This is a genomic window from Marinobacter sp. NFXS9, assembly GCF_040148665.1.
Taxonomy (GTDB): Bacteria; Pseudomonadota; Gammaproteobacteria; order Pseudomonadales; family Oleiphilaceae; genus Marinobacter_A; species Marinobacter_A mangrovi.
The window spans coordinates 29334-48526 of the sequence record NZ_JAGDDW010000017.1 but is presented as its reverse complement, the minus strand read 5'-3'; the positions used below and the strand labels follow the sequence as shown (position 1 = coordinate 48526).

14 protein-coding genes are annotated in these 19193 nt (G+C 62.3%); 3 read left to right on the top strand and 11 right to left on the bottom strand.

From position 1 onward, the window contains the following. Window positions 1-14: 14 nt before the first annotated feature. The 6 genes from J3364_RS19950 to J3364_RS19925 form a co-directional block, all read right to left on the bottom strand. Window positions 15-1187: an acetyl-CoA C-acetyltransferase gene (locus tag J3364_RS19950; protein ID WP_349559915.1), complete on the bottom strand. Its 1173-nt coding sequence runs from the start codon at window positions 1185-1187 to the stop codon at window positions 15-17. Window positions 1188-1243: 56 nt separating this feature from the next. Continuing rightward, window positions 1244-3403: a fatty acid oxidation complex subunit alpha FadB gene (fadB, locus tag J3364_RS19945; RefSeq protein ID WP_349559914.1), complete on the bottom strand. Its 2160-nt coding sequence runs from the start codon at window positions 3401-3403 to the stop codon at window positions 1244-1246. After that, a complete protein-coding gene (locus tag J3364_RS19940) occupies window positions 3396-4409 on the bottom strand; it encodes an NAD(P)H-dependent flavin oxidoreductase (protein WP_349559913.1) in 1014 nt (337 codons plus the stop codon). The genes fadB and J3364_RS19940 overlap by 8 nt, the downstream gene beginning before the upstream one ends. Before the next feature lie 103 nt (window positions 4410-4512). Then, on the bottom strand, window positions 4513-5106 hold the full coding sequence (locus tag J3364_RS19935) for a TetR/AcrR family transcriptional regulator (RefSeq protein ID WP_349559912.1): 594 nt from the start codon (window positions 5104-5106) through the stop codon (window positions 4513-4515). 109 nt (window positions 5107-5215) lie between these two features. Beyond that, window positions 5216-6271, bottom strand: a complete 1056-nt coding sequence (locus J3364_RS19930; protein WP_349559911.1) for an acyl-CoA dehydrogenase family protein — start codon at window positions 6269-6271, stop codon at window positions 5216-5218. 38 nt (window positions 6272-6309) lie between these two features. Beyond that, window positions 6310-7914: a GMC family oxidoreductase gene (locus J3364_RS19925; protein ID WP_349559910.1), complete on the bottom strand. Its 1605-nt coding sequence runs from the start codon at window positions 7912-7914 to the stop codon at window positions 6310-6312. Window positions 7915-8085: 171 nt separating this feature from the next. Here J3364_RS19925 and J3364_RS19920 point away from each other — a divergent pair, with 171 nt between their 5' ends. The 3 genes from J3364_RS19920 to J3364_RS19910 all read left to right on the top strand — a co-directional run bounded on the left by J3364_RS19920 (window position 8086) and on the right by J3364_RS19910 (window position 11516). After that, entirely contained in the window at window positions 8086-8406 is a 321-nt protein-coding gene (locus J3364_RS19920; protein WP_349559909.1) for a 2Fe-2S iron-sulfur cluster-binding protein, read from the top strand. Between the two features lie 177 nt (window positions 8407-8583). Then, complete coding sequence (locus tag J3364_RS19915) at window positions 8584-9786, top strand: cytochrome P450 (RefSeq protein ID WP_349559908.1); 1203 nt, start codon at window positions 8584-8586, stop codon at window positions 9784-9786. 179 nt (window positions 9787-9965) lie between these two features. Beyond that, on the top strand, window positions 9966-11516 hold the full coding sequence (locus J3364_RS19910) for an acyl-CoA synthetase (RefSeq protein WP_349559907.1): 1551 nt from the start codon (window positions 9966-9968) through the stop codon (window positions 11514-11516). A gap of 122 nt (window positions 11517-11638) precedes the next feature. On the opposite strand, the gene J3364_RS19905 is transcribed toward J3364_RS19910, so the two are convergent. From J3364_RS19905 to J3364_RS19885, 5 genes are all read right to left on the bottom strand, one after another. Continuing rightward, window positions 11639-12250 carry a glutathione S-transferase family protein gene (locus J3364_RS19905; RefSeq protein ID WP_349559906.1) on the bottom strand — a complete coding sequence of 204 codons (612 nt, stop codon included), beginning with the start codon at window positions 12248-12250 and terminating at the stop codon, window positions 11639-11641. A 68-nt stretch (window positions 12251-12318) separates the two neighbouring features. Further along, a complete protein-coding gene (locus J3364_RS19900) occupies window positions 12319-13842 on the bottom strand; it encodes a class I adenylate-forming enzyme family protein (protein WP_349559905.1) in 1524 nt (507 codons plus the stop codon). Window positions 13843-13971: 129 nt separating this feature from the next. Continuing rightward, the gene (locus J3364_RS19895) at window positions 13972-15327 is read right to left on the bottom strand and encodes a DUF1329 domain-containing protein (RefSeq protein WP_349559904.1); all 1356 of its coding nucleotides are present in this window, start codon (window positions 15325-15327) and stop codon (window positions 13972-13974) included. A 112-nt stretch (window positions 15328-15439) separates the two neighbouring features. Beyond that, window positions 15440-17860, bottom strand: a complete 2421-nt coding sequence (locus J3364_RS19890; protein ID WP_349559903.1) for an efflux RND transporter permease subunit — start codon at window positions 17858-17860, stop codon at window positions 15440-15442. Further along, a complete protein-coding gene (locus tag J3364_RS19885) occupies window positions 17857-19011 on the bottom strand; it encodes a WD40/YVTN/BNR-like repeat-containing protein (protein ID WP_349559902.1) in 1155 nt (384 codons plus the stop codon). The genes J3364_RS19890 and J3364_RS19885 overlap by 4 nt, the downstream gene beginning before the upstream one ends. Between the last annotated feature and the right edge of the window lie 182 nt (window positions 19012-19193).

The following is a 19193-nucleotide window of genomic DNA, read 5'->3' as shown; positions in this document are numbered from 1 at the left end:
CTCTCCGCTTCGCGTCACAGACGCTCGATGATGGTGACGTTGGCCAGGCCTCCGCCTTCGCAGACGGTCTGAAGCCCATAGCGCTTGCCCTGGCGGTGCAACGTATGAATGAGGGTGCCGAGCAGCTTGGTGCCCGTGGCGCCCAGTGGATGGCCGAGGGCGATGGCACCGCCATTGACGTTGAGCCGGGCCGGGTCGGCCCCGGTGCCCTGCAACCAGGCCAAGGGGACGGGCGCAAACGCCTCGTTCACCTCGTAGAGGTCCAGATCGTCGATCTTCAGCCCGCTACGCTGCAGCGCCCGCTGGGTTGCGGGGATCGGCGCCTCCAGCATGATCACCGGATCATGCCCGAGCACACTGATGTGGTGTACGCGCGCCAGTGGCTCGGCGCCAATGGCCTTCAAACCACGTTCGTTGACCACCATCAGCGCGGAGGCACCGTCGCAGATCTGGCTGGCGCTGGCGGCGCTGATCCGCCCGCCCTCGGCCAGCAGCTTGACCCCGGAGATACCTTCCAGGGAAGCGTCGAAGCGGATCCCTTCATCGACGGAATGCCAGTCGCTCGCGCCGCTCTCCAAGGTGATCGGCAGCGGCACGATCTCGGCGTCAAAATATCCGGCCCGGGTCGCCGCCGCCGCCTTGCGGTGGCTTTCCAGGGCAAAAGTGTCCAACTGCTCGCGGTTGAAGCCGTACTTTTGCGCGATGCGCTCGGCGCCATTGAACTGGCTAAACACCACGTCTGGATAGCGCTCCCGCACGCGGGGGCTGACATACTGCCCATAGCCGTTTTCCTCCGGCAGCCAATGGGGCAACGCCATGGGAACGCGGCTCATACTTTCCACGCCGCCGGCGACGACGACATCCTGGGTGCCCGACAACACCGCCTGCACGGCGAAGTGCAGAGCTTGCTGCGAGGACCCACACTGGCGATCCACCGTCGTTCCCGGAACGCTCTCCGGCAAACTGGAGGCCAGGATGGCGTTACGCGCCACATTGGTCGACTGCTCGCCGGCCTGGCCGACGCAGCCAAGGATCACGTCGTCAATGGCCGCCGGGTCAACACCGCTGCGTTGGACCAGCGCATCCAATACCGCGCCGGCCAAGTCAACGGGATGCCATCCGGCCAGTCTTCCACCGCGCCGGCCACCGGCGCTGCGCGCGGTGGCCACGATAAAGGCCTCAGCCATGTTTTCACTCCTCTTATTCCGGTCGTTCGGCGCGCCGGACCTGGCCCGGCGCGGTATCATTCGGCGTAGAACCGACCTTCGCCGGCCGCCAGTTCACATAGCATGACCGGGGCCCGGTAGGCCTCGCCCAGCGCCGCATACTGTTCGCAACGTGACACCAGGTGCGCGGCTCCCAGCCAGTCGGCGTACACCAGTGCACCGCCCAGGTAGGGGGGGAACCCGAGGCCCAGCAGCAAGGCGGTATCCAGTTCGGCGGGCGTCGCCACCACACCTTCCTGCAACGCGTGGATCGCTTCGACAATTAACGGCAACATCAGCCGCTCGATGATTTCCGGGTCGCTGAAATCGCGCGCCCCCCTGGTCTGCCTGGCCGCCACCAGGGAGCGGGCGCGCGGGTCGGAAACCTTGCGCGGGGGGCCACCCTCGGTGGCTTCGTAGCGATAGAAACCGGCGCCGCTCTTCTGCCCCAGGCGCTCTTCGGCAAGCAGCGTCTTGATAGCATTGCCGGACACCGCCGGCATCCGTTCGGGGTATCCAGCGAAGATCACGTCGCAGACGTGTGCTCCGGTATCCAGCCCCACCACATCCTCCAGATAGGCAGGTCCCATCGGCCAGCCGAACGCCTCCGCCGCCCGGTCCACCTGCTCGAAATCGGCGCCATCGGCCACCAGTTGCAGGAAGGCGTGGATATAAGCCGCGAGGATGCGGTTGACCAGAAAGCCCGGCCCATCCTTGACCACAACCGGCGTCTTGCCCATCGCCACGGTCTGGGCCACGGCGGTGGCCACCGCCGCATCGCCACTGCGGCAACCACGGATGATCTCCACCAACGGCATCACCGGCACCGGGTTGAAGAAATGCATGCCGGCGAAGTTCTCGGGACGCCTCAAGGGCTCGGCCAGGTCGTCAATGCGCAGTGACGAGGTATTCGACAGCAGGATGGCGTGTGGCGCCACCGCCTGCTCCACCTCGCCGAGCACCGCGTGCTTGACGCCCAGATTCTCGACCACAGCCTCGATCACCACATCGGCCTCGGCGAAACCGGTGTCGTCCAACTGAGGGGTGATCGAGGCCAGCACCTCGGCGGCGCGCGCCTCGCTCAGACGGCCCTTGCCAACCTGGCGCCGCAGCAGCTTGTCCGCCTCGGCCATTCCAAGGTCCAGCGCTTCCTGGCGGATATCCTTCAGGCGCACCGGGGTACCGTGCAGTGCGCTGGTGTAAGCGATGCCGCCGCCCATGATGCCGGCGCCCAGCACCACCGCCTGGCGGATCGGCGATGCCGCGCCGATGTGGGACTTGCCGAGCTTTTTGACAGCTTGATCATTCAGGAAGGTTCGCACCAGAGAGGCCGCGGCCTGGGTTTTGGCCACCCGACCGAAGGTCTCGCCCTCCAGGCGCAGGGCCGTCAAATGGTCCGTACGCTGTGCCGCTTCGAGCAGATCCACCAGCCAAGGGCGGGCCGGCTGATGCGCGGGCGCACGTCGCGCCAGTTCGGTTCGTACCCGGGCCAGTTCCTCTTCACTGGCCGGCCGCGCCGGCACTCTCAGCCGCGATTGGCGACGATCGTCCCAATCCAGCTCGCCCTCGACCGCCTGGTGCAGCAGCGTGAGCGCCGCCGTCCGCAGCGCACCGGGCTCAACACTCTGCTCCACCACTCCGGCCGCCACCGCGGCCTCGGCCTGCCTGGGCCTGCCGTCAGTAAGCCACTCCAACGCCAACATGACGCTGCTCACCCTCGGCAAACGCACGGTGCCACCGTACCCGGGTATCAGACCGAGCCCCACTTCGGGCAATCCGACCCGAGCCCCTTCGGCCATCACCCGATAGTCGAACGCCAGCGCCAGTTCCAGGCCACCACCCAGGGCGTAGCCATTAATCGCCACCACGCTGGGCACGGGCAAGGCGGACAGGCGCTCGAACAAACGGTTGGCCTGCCAGGTGTGCTCGACAATTTCCGCCTCGCTACGCTTGAACAGGGCGCCGAACTCGGTGATGTCGGCACCGACCACGAACGCGTCAAGACCACTGGAGACCAACAGTCCGCGAATGTCCCCGCTGGCGTTTTCCAGCAGCCCGGCCACCGCTTCCAGTTCCTCCAGGGTGCGCTGGTCCAGCTTGTTGATGGGAGCGTCCTCGCGCTGCAAGCGCAATTCGACGAAACCGTCCTCGATCCGCGAAAGCGTCAAGGACCGACCACTGTAGATGAAGTCAATCACGGCCCTGCTCCTGATTCTTGCTAGCGGGTTCGTGCGGCGCCAAACGAGAGGTGGCACGCCGCAGTTGCTCGCCGGCTTCGGCGATGATGCGTTCGATCAGCTCGGCGCAACTGGGAATATCGTCAATCAGGCCGATGCATTGGCCGGCGGTGACGATGCCGTCGTCGACGCTTCCCGCTTCCAGCGCCGCCCGGCCGCGTGTGCCGGCGACCAGTGGGCGCAGCTCCTCGAACTCCACCCCGCCGGCCCGGCGCTCGAGCGCCACCACCTCTTCGGAAATGGCGTTGCGCAGCACCCGCGCGGTATTGCGCAAGCTACGAAAGATCAGCCGCGTGTCACGCTCATCAGCGGTCACCAGGGCCTGTTTGATCGCCTCGTGGATCGGCGCCTCAAGGGTGGCGCAGAAGCGCGTCCCCATATTCACCCCTTCGGCGCCGAGCACCAGCGCCGCCGCCAGGCCACGGCCGTCGGCTATCCCCCCCGAAGCGATCACGGGAATCGAAAGGCGGCGTGCTGCCGCAGGGATCAGCACCAACCCAGGCACGTCGTCCTCGCCGGGATGCCCGGCGCACTCAAAGCCGTCGATGGATACCGCGTCGGCACCGTGCCGTTCGGCGGACAACGCATGGCGCACCGCCACGCACTTGTGGATGACCTTCATCCCGGCTACCTTGGCCTTGGCGATGAACGCCTGCGGATTACTCCCCGCGGTTTCCAGAACCGGCACACCAGCGGCGATGGCCGCGTCCAGGTAGGCCTCGTATGGCGGTGGTGAGATGGAGGGTAGGATAGTCAGGTTGACACCGAACGGCTGATCGGTCAGCGCCCGGCAGCGCTCGATCTCTTCAACCAGCGCCTCCGGCGTCGGCTGGGTCAGCGCGGTGAGGATGCCCAGACCACCGGCATTGGAAACGGCCGCGACCAACTCCGCGCGACCGACCCACATCATGCCGCCCTGGATAATCGGATAGCGAATACCCAGCAGTTCCGTGATACGTGTTTTCATACCATTAGCCATCCAGCGAAATTACGATGGCAATGATCACGTATCGGCCAGCGACCCAACATCGTCGCTTACGACGAATCTAACGAGGACACTCCGGCAAACATCAACAGGCGTAAAGAAACACCTTGAGGGTTTCGACGAACACCTCGTCGTCGTTCAACGAGCTGGCCTTCATCGCCTCCGCCATATACGGAAATTCCGTCTCATCGAAATCAGGCATCGGTGGTATGCCGGTGGCGCGGCTCATGGCACCCATCAGTGCAGAGCCATAGGTCAGCTTCTCGACACCTTCAATGACCAGCATCCTGCGCGCCGGCGGGATATCGTAACGATTCACCCAGAACTCGTAGTACTGCAACATCAGGTGCCGCGGGAAGAACCTCAATAACAGAGGCGCCGCCTTCGGGTGACGCATAATGGAAGCCCGCACGGCCACCGCCAGTTCGATCAGTTGCTCCCGCCAGTCGCCCTCGGTACGCAGGTTCGGGATGATCGCCTCGACCTGGATGGTGCGGGCAATCTCTTCAAGCATCTCGGACTTGCCCTTGAAGTGGTAGTACAGCGACGGCGCCTTGACCCCAAGCTTACGGGCCACCAGTTGGACGGTCAGCCCTTCGATACCTTTATCGTCCAGCACTTCCAGCGCGGCACGGACGACCCGTTCCTTTGAGATGATCGGATTTGATGGTCTACCCAAGAGGAGTACTTCCTGTAAATGTATTGCTCACCCAGGCACTTCGGCGGTAGCCCGAAGCGCCTCGACACCCCTGACCCCAGGCCAGTCAACCCCGCAAAGGCCCATCGTATCATGGCGGGCACCGATAGAGGGCATTGTATCTCCCAAGATGGAAATCGCGCCCGCCAAACTCGCGCTCGATCAAGGTCACGCGCTTGAAGTACCGGCTGACCGCCACCTCGTCGCACATGCCCATGCCCCCATGGCATTGAACCGCAGACTGGCCGATAAAGCGACAGGCGTCGGCGACCACCACCTTCGCCGCGGACACCGCCGTCGCGCGCTTGAGCGAATCCTCCAGGCTGCGCATCGCCAGCCGTGAGGCCGAGCCGGCCTTTAGCAGATGCAGGTACATGTCCACCAGCCGATGCTGCAGCACCTGGAAATCGGAAAGCCGCCGCCCAAACTGACGACGCTCCCCCAGATAGCCTTGGGTCTGCTCCAGCATTTCCGCGAGCGCACCCCTGGCCTCCGCGCAGAGCGCGGCTATGGCGCAGTCGCGCACCCATTCCAGCCGCTCCAGGAGCCCGCCCTCTTCGCCCAGAAGATCGCACGCCTGCACCGGTACGTCGTGCAGCACCAGGTCGGCCACGTCTCCGCCATCCAAGCGATAATAAGGCTCCACCGAGAGGCCCGGGGCGCCGCGCTCCAGGACAAAGAGTGAAAGCCCCCGCGCCTCGCCGGGCGCCCCGGAGGTGCGCGCGGCAAGCAAAAAATGACTGGCCTGACCGGCCCCGGCGACCATGCACTTGCGACCGTTCAGCACCCAGCCGGCGCCGCGCACGCGAGCGCCCAGACCGATGCCTGCGAAATCGTAGCGCATGCCCGGCTCGGCCCAGGCCAGCACCGGTAACGCCGCGCCCTGGGCAGTCCGTTCGGCCAGCGCCGCCGCGCGCTCGTCGGCCGACCCTGCAAGCAGTTGCCCGGCGACAACCAAACCTTCCAGAAAGGGTTCGCGCACCAGGTGGCGGCCGAACGCCTCCATGACCAGACCGTGCTCGACGTGCAACGGTTCTGCGCCGGGCCTCGGCAACAGCGTCCCCAGACCGAACTCGCCGATCAATCGGGACCACAGCGGTTGACCACGGTTTTCCCGGAGGAAACGCTCGAGATTGTCCTGCAGCATACGCTGCTCGTCAGTGAGAGAGAACACCATAGGAGCCATCAGTTATCCAGTTCACGCAGGATGAGGTCGGCGGCGCGCCAGGCCATGGCCATGGTCGGCGCATTGGTGTTACCCGCCGGAATCCCGGGAAAGATCGAGGCGTCCACCACACGCAGGCCGCGCACCCCGCGCACGCGCAGGGCCGGATCGACCACCGACTCGGCGTCACGCCCCATGCGGCATGAGCCCACCGCGTGGTAGCCACAGCTGCCGTGGCTGTCATAGGCGTCGATGATCTGGTCGTCATCGACGCACTGCGGGCCGGGGAAGGTCTCCTCGACTACATAGGGCGCCAGCGGCGACTGGGCAACGAACTGACGCGCCAACCGCAGAGCCCGAACCATCAGCGCACGGTCGTCCTCACAGGCACGGTAGTTGGCCTGCAAAGCGGGCAACTGATGGGGGTCGCGGCTGGCGATATTCACCGAACCATGTGATTGAGGCCGCAGCGGATAGATCACCATCCCCATGCCCGGATGCTTTTCCAGGGTCTGCCGTTCGGTGGCATAGTCGAAGGTGAAAGGGGCGATCAGGAACTGGATGTCCGGACGCGGCTGTGACTCGTCCGACTTCAACCAGGCGCCAATCTCATAGGCGGCGGAGGACATCGGCCCGCGGCGCCGGAAAACGTACTGCAAGGTGTTCTTGAGCAGCCGCAGTCCGGCGTATTCACGGTTGTCGGAGGGGGCGCCGGAAAGTCGCCACTGAGGCAGTAAGCCACGATGCTCGATCAGGTTCTGTCCGACTTGGGCGTTGTCGTGCACCACCTCGATGCCCAAGCTCTCCAGCAATTCTCGCGCGCCGATCCCGGAGCGTTGCAGGATGCCCGGCGAGGCCAGGGCGCCAGCGGCCAGAATCACTTCCCGGGTAGCCCGTAACGCACCTTCCGCGCTACCCGGCGCCAGCGCCACGCCCACCGCACGGTCACCGTCGAACAGCACCCGGTCCACCGTCACCCCACTGATGATGGTCAGGTTGTCCCGGTCACGAATCGGATCGATGAACGCCGTGGACGCACTTTGCCGTCGGCCGTCCCAAATGGTTCGTGAAGCATACCCCACCGCCGGCTGATCATCCGGCTCGTTAACATCCTCCTTGCGCGGCAGCCCCAAACGGACACCGGCCTGGATCACCGCCTCGGTCAAGACGTTGCGGCGATCCGGCAGGCTGATGCGCAACGGGCCGTCCGCGCCGCGGCTGGCGGCGGCGCCCAGCTCGTGGGATTCAATTTCGCGATACGCCTTGGCGATGTGTTCCCAATCCCAGTCGGCGCTGGACTGCGCGGCGAGTTCATTGAAATCGCCGGGCTGACCACGCACGTACATCATGCCGTTGATGCTGCTTGAACCACCCATCAGGCGCCCGCGCGCCCAATACTCTTCCTTGAACGCGCTGCTGGCCTCCGGTTGCGCCGGATACATCCAGGTGCGCTGGGGATCCTGCATCACCTTGGCCAGGCCCTTGGGCATTTTCACGAAGTAGCTGTCGTCCTTGCCGCCGGCTTCGAGCAACGCGACCCGAATCCGCGGATTGTTGGTGAGCCGGTGCGCCAGCACGCAGCCCGCCGCGCCGGCACCGATGATGATGTAATCGAATTCAGCCATGAACAGGCTCCATTCTTTTTGTTGTACGACCGATGGCCGCCCGGCGGAAAAGCCGGGCAGCAACTTGAAAATTCGCTCGAAGACAGTTGACACCTGCCCGAGAGGTTTATCTAATGTATTTAGATATTCGCTGATGGTCAACACACATAACAACAATGAGGAACCTTTCCCATGATCAGACTGACCTTCGTGACCCCGGATGGAGCCCGTAGCGACGTCGAAGCGCCCCCGGGGGCGAACCTGATGGAAGTCGCGATTGCCAATGGCATCGACGGAATACTCGCCGATTGTGGAGGCAACATGGTGTGCGGGACCTGCCACGTGGTTATCCCGGAAGGCTTCCAGGCCGCAATTCCAAAGCAAAGCGAGATGGAACGCGACATCCTGGAATGCGTTCCGTCTCCACAGCCCAATACCCGCCTTTGCTGCCAGATTGCGCTCACCGAAGCGCTTGATGGTATTGAGCTTCATGTACCTAAGGCCCAACGGTGAGCCCGCGCGGGTGCTGCCTGATGCGCCGCGCCCGCCACCCTGAAAACGACCCGACCAACGGCCCGGAGAGCGGCTATAAATCAAACACTATTAGTTTTATAGTCGTTTATCACACCTCTCTGCCTCCTGCAGGGAGAAGCCGAAAACAACCAATGACGCTAGTGAGGGACATAAATGATGACTTCAACACAACCGGACCACGTGTCCGAAGACCAGCTCTTTGATTTCGACATGTTCAATGTCACGGGCTCCGAGCAGCCTGCCGAAGACCTCCACGAAGCCTATGCGCGACGCCTGCACAGTGAGGCACCGGACGTATTCTATACCCCGCGCAATGGCGGACACTGGGTCATCACCCGCCATGAGCAGATCTCCGAGGTGGTGCGTGACCCGGAACACTTCTCCGCTTCGGAACAACAGATCCCACGCATCGAAAACCCGCCAGTGTTCATTCCGCTGAGCCTGGACCCACCCACCAACCTGCCCTACCGGCAGGCGTTGATGCCGCATTTCTCCCCCAAGAACGTGAAAGCTCTGGAAGACAAGATTCGCTACTGGGCCAACCGACTGATCGACGACGTGGAAAAGCAGGGTCGGTGCGACTTCACCCATGACATTTCCTCCGCCTTCCCGGTATCGATCTTCATGGAACTGATGGGCATGCCGCTGGAGCGGTTACGCGAATTCCGGGAGCTCTCCGACCGGTTCTTTTCCACCAACGAGCAGGCCGAACTGCACACCCTGAGCGCCCAGATCATCGGCATCATGACCGATCTCATCGAGACCAAGCGGAACGCTCCGGGCGACGATCTGATCAGCTACCTGCTGACCGTGAAGATCGACGGGCGCCCGATCCGTCTGGACGAGATTCAGAACATGTGCTTCCTGCTGTTCCTCGGCGGCATGGACACCGTGGCCAACGCCACCGCCTTTACCTTCCGCAAACTGGCTCAGGACCCGGAACTCCAGGCCCGCCTGGCTGCGGACAACACACTGGTACCGGCGTTCGTCGATGAAGGCCTGCGCTGCTTCGGCATCATCAGTACGCCACGTATCGTAGCCAAGGACTGCGAGCGATTCGGCGTGCATTTCAAGAAAGGAGACATGGTGCTGAATCTGCTGCCGATATCCGGGCGAGATGATCGCAAGAATCCCGATCCGCACCGCTTCGACATCGACCGTTCGAAGCGCGAGTCCTTGACCTTCTCAACCGGGGCCCACTTGTGCCTGGGGCATTTCCTTGCACGCGCGGAAATGCGCATTCTCACCGAGGAATGGCTCAAGCGCATCCCGAGCTTCAAGCTCGCCCCCGAATACAAGCCCAGCTATCGCATGGGCTTCGCTCTGGCGCTGCTGGAACTGCCGTTGCAATGGGCCTGACCCCAGCCCTCCCGTTTCTTGGCGGCCATGGCCGCCAGGAGCCGGTGCGGCAAGGTACATTCGAACCCGCGGCGAACATCACGACCTCGATTCGTCAGATCGGACGATCCCGGCGATGGCGTGGTGAAGGATAATCCGCATGACCCTTCCCAACCCCCTCACCTGGATGGACGCGCAGCATGCACCTCACCCAACCCCTGCACAAGGCCTTGCTTGAACGACCCAAAGCCACCGCCCTGATCTGCGAGGAGAGACGCTGGTCGTTTGCCGCCTTTGTCGGTCGAGTCTCACGGCTGGCAGCCGTGCTGCGCGACCTGGGCGTGCACGCGGGCGAGCGGGTAGCCATGCTCGGCCACAATTCGGATCATTACGTGGAGTCGCTGTACGCCACTTGGTGGGCCGGCGGGGTGATCAATCCAATCAATGCGCGCTGGAACGTGCATGAAATCGCCTTCTCGCTGGACGACAGCCAGACCCGTATCCTACTCGTCGACCCGGCGTTCCTGCCAGTGGCCGAGCAACTGCGCGGATTGTCGTGCTCGCTGGCCGTGGTGCTGTGCCTGGGCGAGGGCCGGCACAATACAACGCTGGCGACCGACGACGTCGAACCGCTCATCGCTGCCGCCGTTCCGATCGAAGACGCGCGCCGCGGCGGCGAGGATTTGGCTGCGATCATGTACACCGGCGGCACCACTGGTCGCTCAAAGGGCGTGATGCTCAGCCACGGCAACCTCTATCTTGGCCAGTTGTCGGCCTGCCTGGCCGCGCCGCGCCCAGACGATGCCGTTGGCCTGAACCCGGCGCCGTTATTCCACATCGGGGGGCTGGGCCTAACCCTGCAACTGATGCTGCGGCTGTGTCCGCAAATACTCGTGGCTGGCTTTGACGAGGCGCGAATGTTATCGCTGATCGAACGTGAACGCGCCAGCGAGACGTTCTTGGTGCCGACCATGCTCAAGCGCCTGATCGAACACCCGGGATTCGCCGAGCACGACGTGTCCAGCCTGGCGCTGGTGCTGTACGGAGCCGCGCCGATCGACGAGCCCCTGCTCGCCGCGGCGCTGGAACGATTGCCCCATACACAGTTCGCCCAGTTGTACGGCATGACCGAACTGTCGCCGGTGGTCGCGGCGTTGCCGCCGTGGTGCCATGCGGCCAGCCAGCCACGGGGACGGTTACGCTCGGCCGGCCGGCCTGTGCCGATCGCCGAAGTGCGCATCGTCGATGCATCGGATACGGTACTACAGCCCAGGAGCGTCGGCGAGATCGTCGCCCGCGGGCCGATGGTGATGACTGGATACTGGAACCTGCCCGAGCAGAGCGCTGAGGCGCTACGCGATGGTTGGCTGCATACCGGCGACGCCGGCTACCTGGACGAGGATGGTTTCCTGTACGTGGTGGATCGGCTCAAGGACATGATCGTCAGCGGTGGCGAGAACGTGTACTCGGCGGAAGTCGAGAACGCCATCGCACGGATGGAGCAGGTCGAGATGTGCGCGGTGATCGGCGTGCCCGACGAGACGTGGGGAGAATGCGTGCATGCGGTGATCGTGTCGCGGCACGGCACGGAGCTCGACGCCGAGCAGGTTATAGCCCATTGTCGCGGGCTGATCGCGCGCTACAAGTGCCCGCGCAGCGTGAGCTTCGTCGACCAGTTGCCGTTGTCGCCGACCGGCAAGATCCTCAAGCAGCCTCTGCGTGCGACGCTGTCTAACCGCGGCAGCGACTGAGCCAGGATTCACGCTGGCCTCAACGGGGCACCTCCGCTACGCAAGACGCGGCGGATCGTCCGATGAAGCGGCCAGCCTGACCACTCTCCCTCCTTGGCAAAGGTGCCGCAACTATTGAGGCTTCAGCCCTCGACGGCTCTCGCCTTCTCCAGCGCGGGTCGCGCCTTCAACCGCTGCAGGTAGTCGCCCACCCTTGCCGGATAACGCTCAGCCAGGCCGAACATCTCGCCCAACAGCAACCCATAGCCCACCGAGATATCAGCCACAGTGAACGTCTCGCCGCACAACCAAGGCGTCGTCAGCGCCTGATCAAGCACCTGCAGGCGCTGTAGCATCTGCGCCTGGTAGTCCTCGGCGACCTCCGGCACACGCCGCTCGCGCGGCAGGAACAGGGAGTAACGTAGAACGGTGGACAAAGGCGCGGCCAGAGCGCTTTCACCATAGAACGTCCAGTCCAGCATCACGCCGTAGTCGGGCGAATCGCTGGCGACCAGGCAGCGGCCGTCACCATGGCGGCTGGCCAGGTACAGCAGGATCGCGCAGGACTCACGCAGCCGGGTATCGCCATCGACCAGGAACGGAACCGTGCCGTTGGCGTTGACCTCCAGGAACCGCGGATGCTTCAGGTGCGGCGGAAAGGCGACCCACTCCAGTTTATGGGGCAAGCCGAGTTCTTCCAGCAGCCATAGGCAGCGCAACGAGCGCGTGTCCTTGCTGTGATACAGGGTAATCATCGCCGGTTTCCTCCAGATAAAAAATCCAGCCTTCCCTTACGGGCATGACTGGATCAACAGCGTCGAAATCAACGTATCTTGGTCAGTTTGAGATGAGCTTCACGATACTCTTGGCGCAATAGCGGTTTGGAAATCTTACCGCTGGCCAAACGTGGTAGCGGGTCGGAGATGCAGACCATATAGCGTGGCACCTTGTAGCTGCTCAGGTGGGTGCCGCAATGGTGCAGCAAATCGGGAATATCCCCGGGCTGTAAGCCATGCACAATGGCCAAGGGGGTTTCGCCGAAGTTGTCGTCATGGGCGGCGATCACCGCCACTTCCTGGACTCCCGGGTACTCCGAGATCACCCGTTCGACTTCTGCCGCGGAAATATTCAAACCACCAGAAATGATGATGTCCTTGATGCGATCCAGCATGGTCAGCAAGCCCTGTTCGTCGACCATGCCCAGGTCGCCGGTACGTACCCAGCCATCGACTATGGTGGCGGCCGTCGCCTCTGGATCATCCCAGTAACGCTCCATGGTTCCCGGACCCTTGATGACGATCTGGCCGGGGGTGTCCGGCGAGCAGAAATCACCTTGTTCATCAATGATCGCCACCCGCGTATACACCGAGCCCCGCCCGCATTTTTCTGGGTCGGTAATGGAGGCCTGATCCGTATTGAAGGTAGCCTGCCCGCCCACTTCGGTCTGGCCATACAGCTGGCGCAGCAACACGCCCTTGTCCAACCAAGCCTCAAGCAGGGAGCGCGAAACTCGCGCTCCACCCACCAGGCAGTAGAACAGGCTGCTCAGGTCAGCATCCTGAAAGCTTGCGCAGGCCGCCATGCGTTCGAAAAAGATCGGCGTGCCCATCATGGTGGTGATGCGCTGTTCGACAATCCTGCGCAGAGCCCGCTCAGCGTCGAACGCCGGCTCCAGGAAGACAGTGCCGCCATAGGCCAGATACTGCATCAACACCACATAGCCCGCCGAGGTACACAGGGGCGCGAACAACAGCACCTTGGGTTCACTGAATGCCCCCGGCCGCGCCAGACACGAGTCGGCTACATAACCGGACATGGAACGATGCGACAGCACCACGCCCTTGGGACGGCCAGTGGAACCACTGGTAGGGATGATCACCAGGTCGGTATCCAACGGTATCGTCTCGGGGTTCAGGGTGCCCCGAGGCTCGACGTCGCGGAATCGATCCAGTTCCGCCAGGTTAAACACCCGGGCCCCGTCGATATGGTCACCGACCTTGGCCACCATCTCGGCGCGTTCATCGTCATGGAAAATCGCCTTGACTCGGTAACGGTCGACCAGCAGATAGGAGGCCTCACTGAAGGTGAAGCGCGGATTAACCGGTGCTAGTATGGCGCCGGCCAACATTGCCGCCTGACTGAGCACGATCCATTGTAGCGAGTTCGCCGCCATCACGCCGACGCGGTCCCCCGACTGTACGCCCTCGGCGCGGAGCCATTCTGCGGATGATTCGGCCCAGGCATGGAGCCGGGCGTAGCTTACTCGTTCTTCGCCTATCACCAGGGCAGGCTGTTCGGCGCGCTCCACCGCCCACCAGTTAAACGTTTCTATAAGGGTACCGGACATCGTTTTCTTCCTTCGGAGACACCCCGCCCGGGGGCGTCCCGACTTACTAAGGTATAGTCATGAGCAGGGAAGATCCCCGCACGTTCAGTAGCGCACCAGGCTCGCAACCGCCTGGTACACAGCGGACAGCTAGCGTGTGGACGAGCCTGCAATACCACGCGGTGTGAACATACGCGGGCGCTGCACTTTCTTGTAGAACTCGACATCCGCCGGCTTGCCGGAGGGTTTACCCATCCAGATGACCGCGTAGCTGCCTCGGTTGAAGTCATAGAAACCGTGGCTGCCGTTGGAAACACCGCCAAGGCCGGTGTACTCGAACACCGGGTAGGTGTAACCGATACGGTGCAGTTCGCCGGCGTGATCGTAGCCTTCGGTGGCCAACACTACCCAGGAGTCCTCGTCAAGATAGTAGTAACGCTTCTTGTAGGCATGCCGGGCGCCTTCCTTGAGATCCGCCTCGATCACCCAGACCCGGTGCTTCTCCCAACGGATCACGTCGGGATTGAGGAATTTGGGCCCGAGGGCCTCCTTGTAATTGGTTTGCAGCAGTTTGTAGCTGTTGTAAGGCAGGATCATCTCCTGGCGGCCGACCAGTTTGTAATTGAAGCGGTCCATACGTCCCGAAAACAGGAACACCTCGTCATAGAACATTACCCCGCCATAGCTTGACGCCGGAATGTCGTACGTATAATTGGGCGCCACGCGCACCCGCCGCTGGCCCGGGTCATAGGCCCACGCCATGGTACCGCCGGAGCCATAGTCCAAGCGTTCCTTGCGAAGCTGGGCATAGCCGGCGACATTGGCCGGGGAGGTGCTGACGATATTGGCCATGTCCGTGACGCCGGCGTTGTCCGGGGTCTGCATCTCCGGTTGGTACATCACGTTGGCTTTGTGCATGGTGCCCGCCGGAAGCATCGAAATATTACCTCGCGCGTCGACCATATAGGATCCGGCACTTAATTCGAGATACGGAATATAGGTGAAATAGCGGTTCCACAAAGCCTCATAACCGGTCTTCGGCTCAGGGAAAGGGACGCCGGAGAACGCGTTCTCCAGTCGGTCGCCTTCCACTTCGCCAGCGAGCCTGGCCTGCCCCTTGTGCTCCACGGTGTTCTCGAGCACGTCATCCGGCCAGTGCATGCTGCGGTGGGTGGGATAGACGTCGATCCGATAATCGGGAAAGCGCTCGAACAGAGACTGAGTGCCCGGCGTCAAATCCTCCTTGTATTGATCGAGGTTTTTTTGGGTGATGCTGTAGAGCGGCTTTTCATCGGCATAGGGGTCAATGTAGTTACCGTCGCCTTGATAGCCGTCCGGAGGTGTGGTGATTCCGCCGGTATAGGGCGGGATACTGCCATCGGCATTGCCGTCCTTGATCGCGCCGAACGCCGTCAGTTCCTGTGCGACAGCCGGGGCCGTGGACAGCGCAACAGCGGCGGCCAAGCCCAGCCCTGTCAGTTTTGTTTTCCAATCTCGCAATATCATTGTTGTTCTCCTGTCTGCGTTTTCATTACCTAACCTTGGGTGTCATGGAGCGTCGGGGCCATCACTCCAACAGCTCCGGTGTGGCGCGCCAGTGTTACTGGTGCTCGTCTTCTCAACGCCCGGTTACCTCCGCCACATCGCGATCCACCCCGTGGCGGGCGCGATCAGCATCTTGCTTTCTGAGCAGGAAGTAGGAGAGCGCCGGGATCAGTGCCAGAGCGCCAACCATGTTCCAGATGAACATGAACGTGAGCAGCCGGCCGATGTCCGCCTGAAATTTGATTGGCGACCAGATCCAGGTCACCACCGCCACCGACAGGGTCACGCCCACCAGTGCCACGATCTTGCCCGTGAAGTGCAGGGCACTGCGGTAGGCCTCGGTCAGTGAGGTACCGGCGCGAAGGTGGCTCATCTGTACACTCAATAGATAGAGCGCATAATCCACGCCAATCCCCACGCCCAGTGCCATCACCGGCAAGGTGGCAACCTTAAGGCCGATACCCAGCCATACCATCAGGGCCTCGCAAAGAACCGTGGTAATCGCCAGCGGGATCAGCGCCACCAACACCGCGCGCCAGGAACGGAAGGTGATGAAACAGAGCAACGCCACCGCCAGATAGACCCAGAGAATCAGGCGATAGTGGGCATGGCGAACCATATCGTTGGTGGCCGCCTCAATGCCGGCGCTGCCCGCCGCCAACAGAAAGTGGCGTCCGGGCTGGTCGTGTTCTTCCGCGAAGGCCTGCACCGCCACCACCACCCGCTCCAGGGTCTCGGCCTTGTGATCGGACAAGTAGGCGATGACAGGCGCCACCGAGTAGTCGTCATTGACCAGTGCGGGGAAATTCACGGCGATTTGCGAGGTGGCATTGTTGGCGATGAATTTATCGCGCGGAATGCTCATCCATTTTGGGTTGTTCTCGGAGTTACCGGCGGTGAACACCCTGGTCAGGCTGCCCAACGACACCGTCGTCTGTACCCCCGGTAGGGCACGCAGTCGTTGTTCTAGGCGATCCATCTCCAGCAATGTCTGAAAACCGTTGATACCGCCCGGATCGGTTTTCACGATAACCGCGAACTGGTCACTGGACAGCCCGAAATTGCCGGTAATGAAGGCATTGTCCTGATTGTAGCGGGACTCGGCACGCAGCTCCGGTGCGCCCGGATCGAGGTCGCCGACGCGCATATCACGGCTGACCGCGTAGCCGATCACGGTAAGCACCAGCGCCACGCCAATCATGATCACGGCAGGGCGCGATCGCGTGAGATTAACGAGTATTTCCAGGCGGCTCACCGATTGATCCTCACGCAGGCTTCGGCGCGCCGCGCCAGCGGAAACACCGGTATAGGACAGCAGTACCGGCAACAGGATCAGGTTTGTGAAGATAAGGACGCCGACACCGATGCTGGCGGCGATCGCCAGCCCCTGAATCATCGGAATATCGATCATTACCAGCACCGCGAAGCCCACCACATCGGCCAGCAAGGCGGTCAGCCCGGTCAGAAAAAGACGGCGAAAGGTATAACGCGCGGCCACGTAGCGATGGGTTCCGCGACCGACATCCTGCATCACGCCGTTCATTTTCTGAGCACCATGGGAGATGCCGATGGCGAACACCAGAAACGGCACCAGAACCGAGTAGGGATCGATCACGTAGCCCATGATCTCAAAAATGCCGAGTTGCCAGACCACCGCCATGATCGAACACACGGTGACCAGCAAGGTACTTTTCAGACAACGCGTATAAACGAAGATGATGATCATCGCGATCAGGGCGGCGACCACGAAGAAACTCATCACCTCGGTCAACCCCGCCACCAGGTCTCCGACCAGTTGCGGAAAGCCCACCACATGAATGCCGATCTTGTCGCTTTCGTAATCGCGAACACTTTCCAGCCGGCGGGCGAACTCGGCGGAGTCCACCGGCTCCCCGGTGTCCGCGAAGCGCTCCAGAAGCGGCACGAACAGCATGCTGGAGCGCTCATTGTTGGCGACCAGGGTACCGACCAGATTACCGACCGTTACATTCCGCTTGAGTCGTTTCAGGGACCGCTCGGAGCCGTCGTAATCCTCGGGTACCACGGGACCGCCGACAAACCCCTGGTCAGTGACCTCGGTCCAGCGTACCACCGGCATCCAAAGCGATTTCATGAAAACCCGGTCAACCCCCGGCAGCAGATACACCTGGTCGTTGATTTTCTTGAGCACTTCCATGTAATCCGGGTCGTAAATACTGCCTTGTTTGTTCTCCACCACGATGCGCACGGCATTGCCGAGTCCGCCCAGGGAATCCGCATTGTCGAAATAGTTCTGAATAAAGGGGTGTGACTGCGGGATCATCTCGCTGAATTTCGAAGATACGTTCAAACGCAAGGCCTGGGAACCGAGCAGCACGGTCACCAGCAAGGACAGCAGAATGACCAGAAATCGTCCGTTGAAGATGGTGCGCTCCATAAAGCCGCCGCTATTGCGATCGAAATCCTCGACCCTGGCGACCACTGGCATATTATTGAGACCGGAGGTATCCATCATTGCTCGTCCCCTTGCGCCAGCATCGCCGACTGCGTGTCATGGCGCAGCCCCTGAATACCAGCGAAGACCACACCGCCGCCGGGCAAACTGACCAGGTCGGTGTATAGCATGGGTGCCTGGCTATCGCGCAGTTGAATGTCGCTCAAGTCAGCGGACAGGGACAGGACTTCGCCACCGGTAGTCACGGCGGTGAAGCGATCACTGTCGGCGTCGAATTCAATGTTGCTGACCAGTTGTGTCAAGGATGTGGCCAGCGGGCGCCAGCTGTCGCCACCGTCGTGGCTGCCAAACAGGACGCCACCGAGGCCACCGGCCAACAGAACCTGGTCATGGCCGGCGATGCTGAAAAAGGAGCCTACGTGACCGGTCTCTCGCGGTTCGAAATGAAGTTCGCGCACATCGGCTTTGGCTTTGAACACGATTCCTTGCTCGGAAGCGATGAACAGGTGGTCACCGACCCGCGCGATGGCGTTGAGATGCAGGTAATCCGGGTTGTCGATCTGGTGCATGGCTGGCCGCCAGTGCCGGCCGCCATCCTCACTGGCGATTAGCATGCCAAATGGCCCGCTGGCCAGCCCGGAATCGCTATCGATAAATTGAACACTGAGAAACGGCAGCACCGGCCCGGCGCCCAGGTTAAGCTCCAGTTGCCGCACCAATTCCTCGCGTCGCTCTGGATCAATCCGTTGATCCTCGCGGTAGTAATTCAGCAGGCTCTCCAGTTCGCGGCCGTCAAACTGCTTGTGCCAGGTGCGGCCACCGTCGGTACTGGCCAGAACCACGCCGTCCTGCCCCACCACCCAGCCGCGTTTCGGCGAGGCGAAGCACACGTCCAGCAGGTCGGAACTCACCGGTGCCGGCACCTGATGCCAGGTACCGCCGGAATCAACGCTGCGCAGGATAACACCCCGCATCCCCACCGCGATCAGCTGCCCGCCCCCGAGACCGGCGAGCGCCTGAACGGGAAGATGATCAGCGGACTGCGACTGCTGGACGGCCGCGGTGTCCAAGGGATCGGCGAATCCCGCAGCGTGGGCGAGCGGAACCATACCCAGAAGCACCGACAGCCATAGCGCCAACGCCGCAACGGCCTTACGCATGCTAAGCAGGCGGCATTTCCGGAAGTCATCGATAACATCTTTAGTGCACATCAGGCTCCCCAAAACGGAGTTTGCTTTACCGTTCTCATTCGGTCGGTCCGGATGGACCGGCCACGATTCATTCAATTCTAGATTCCCGCTGCACGCCGCCATCGTCGGACTCAACGATATTCCCAAGGACGCTGGGCGCTGAAACCGCCGCGTGAAACATGTTCCGCAACCCTGGCGGAGAC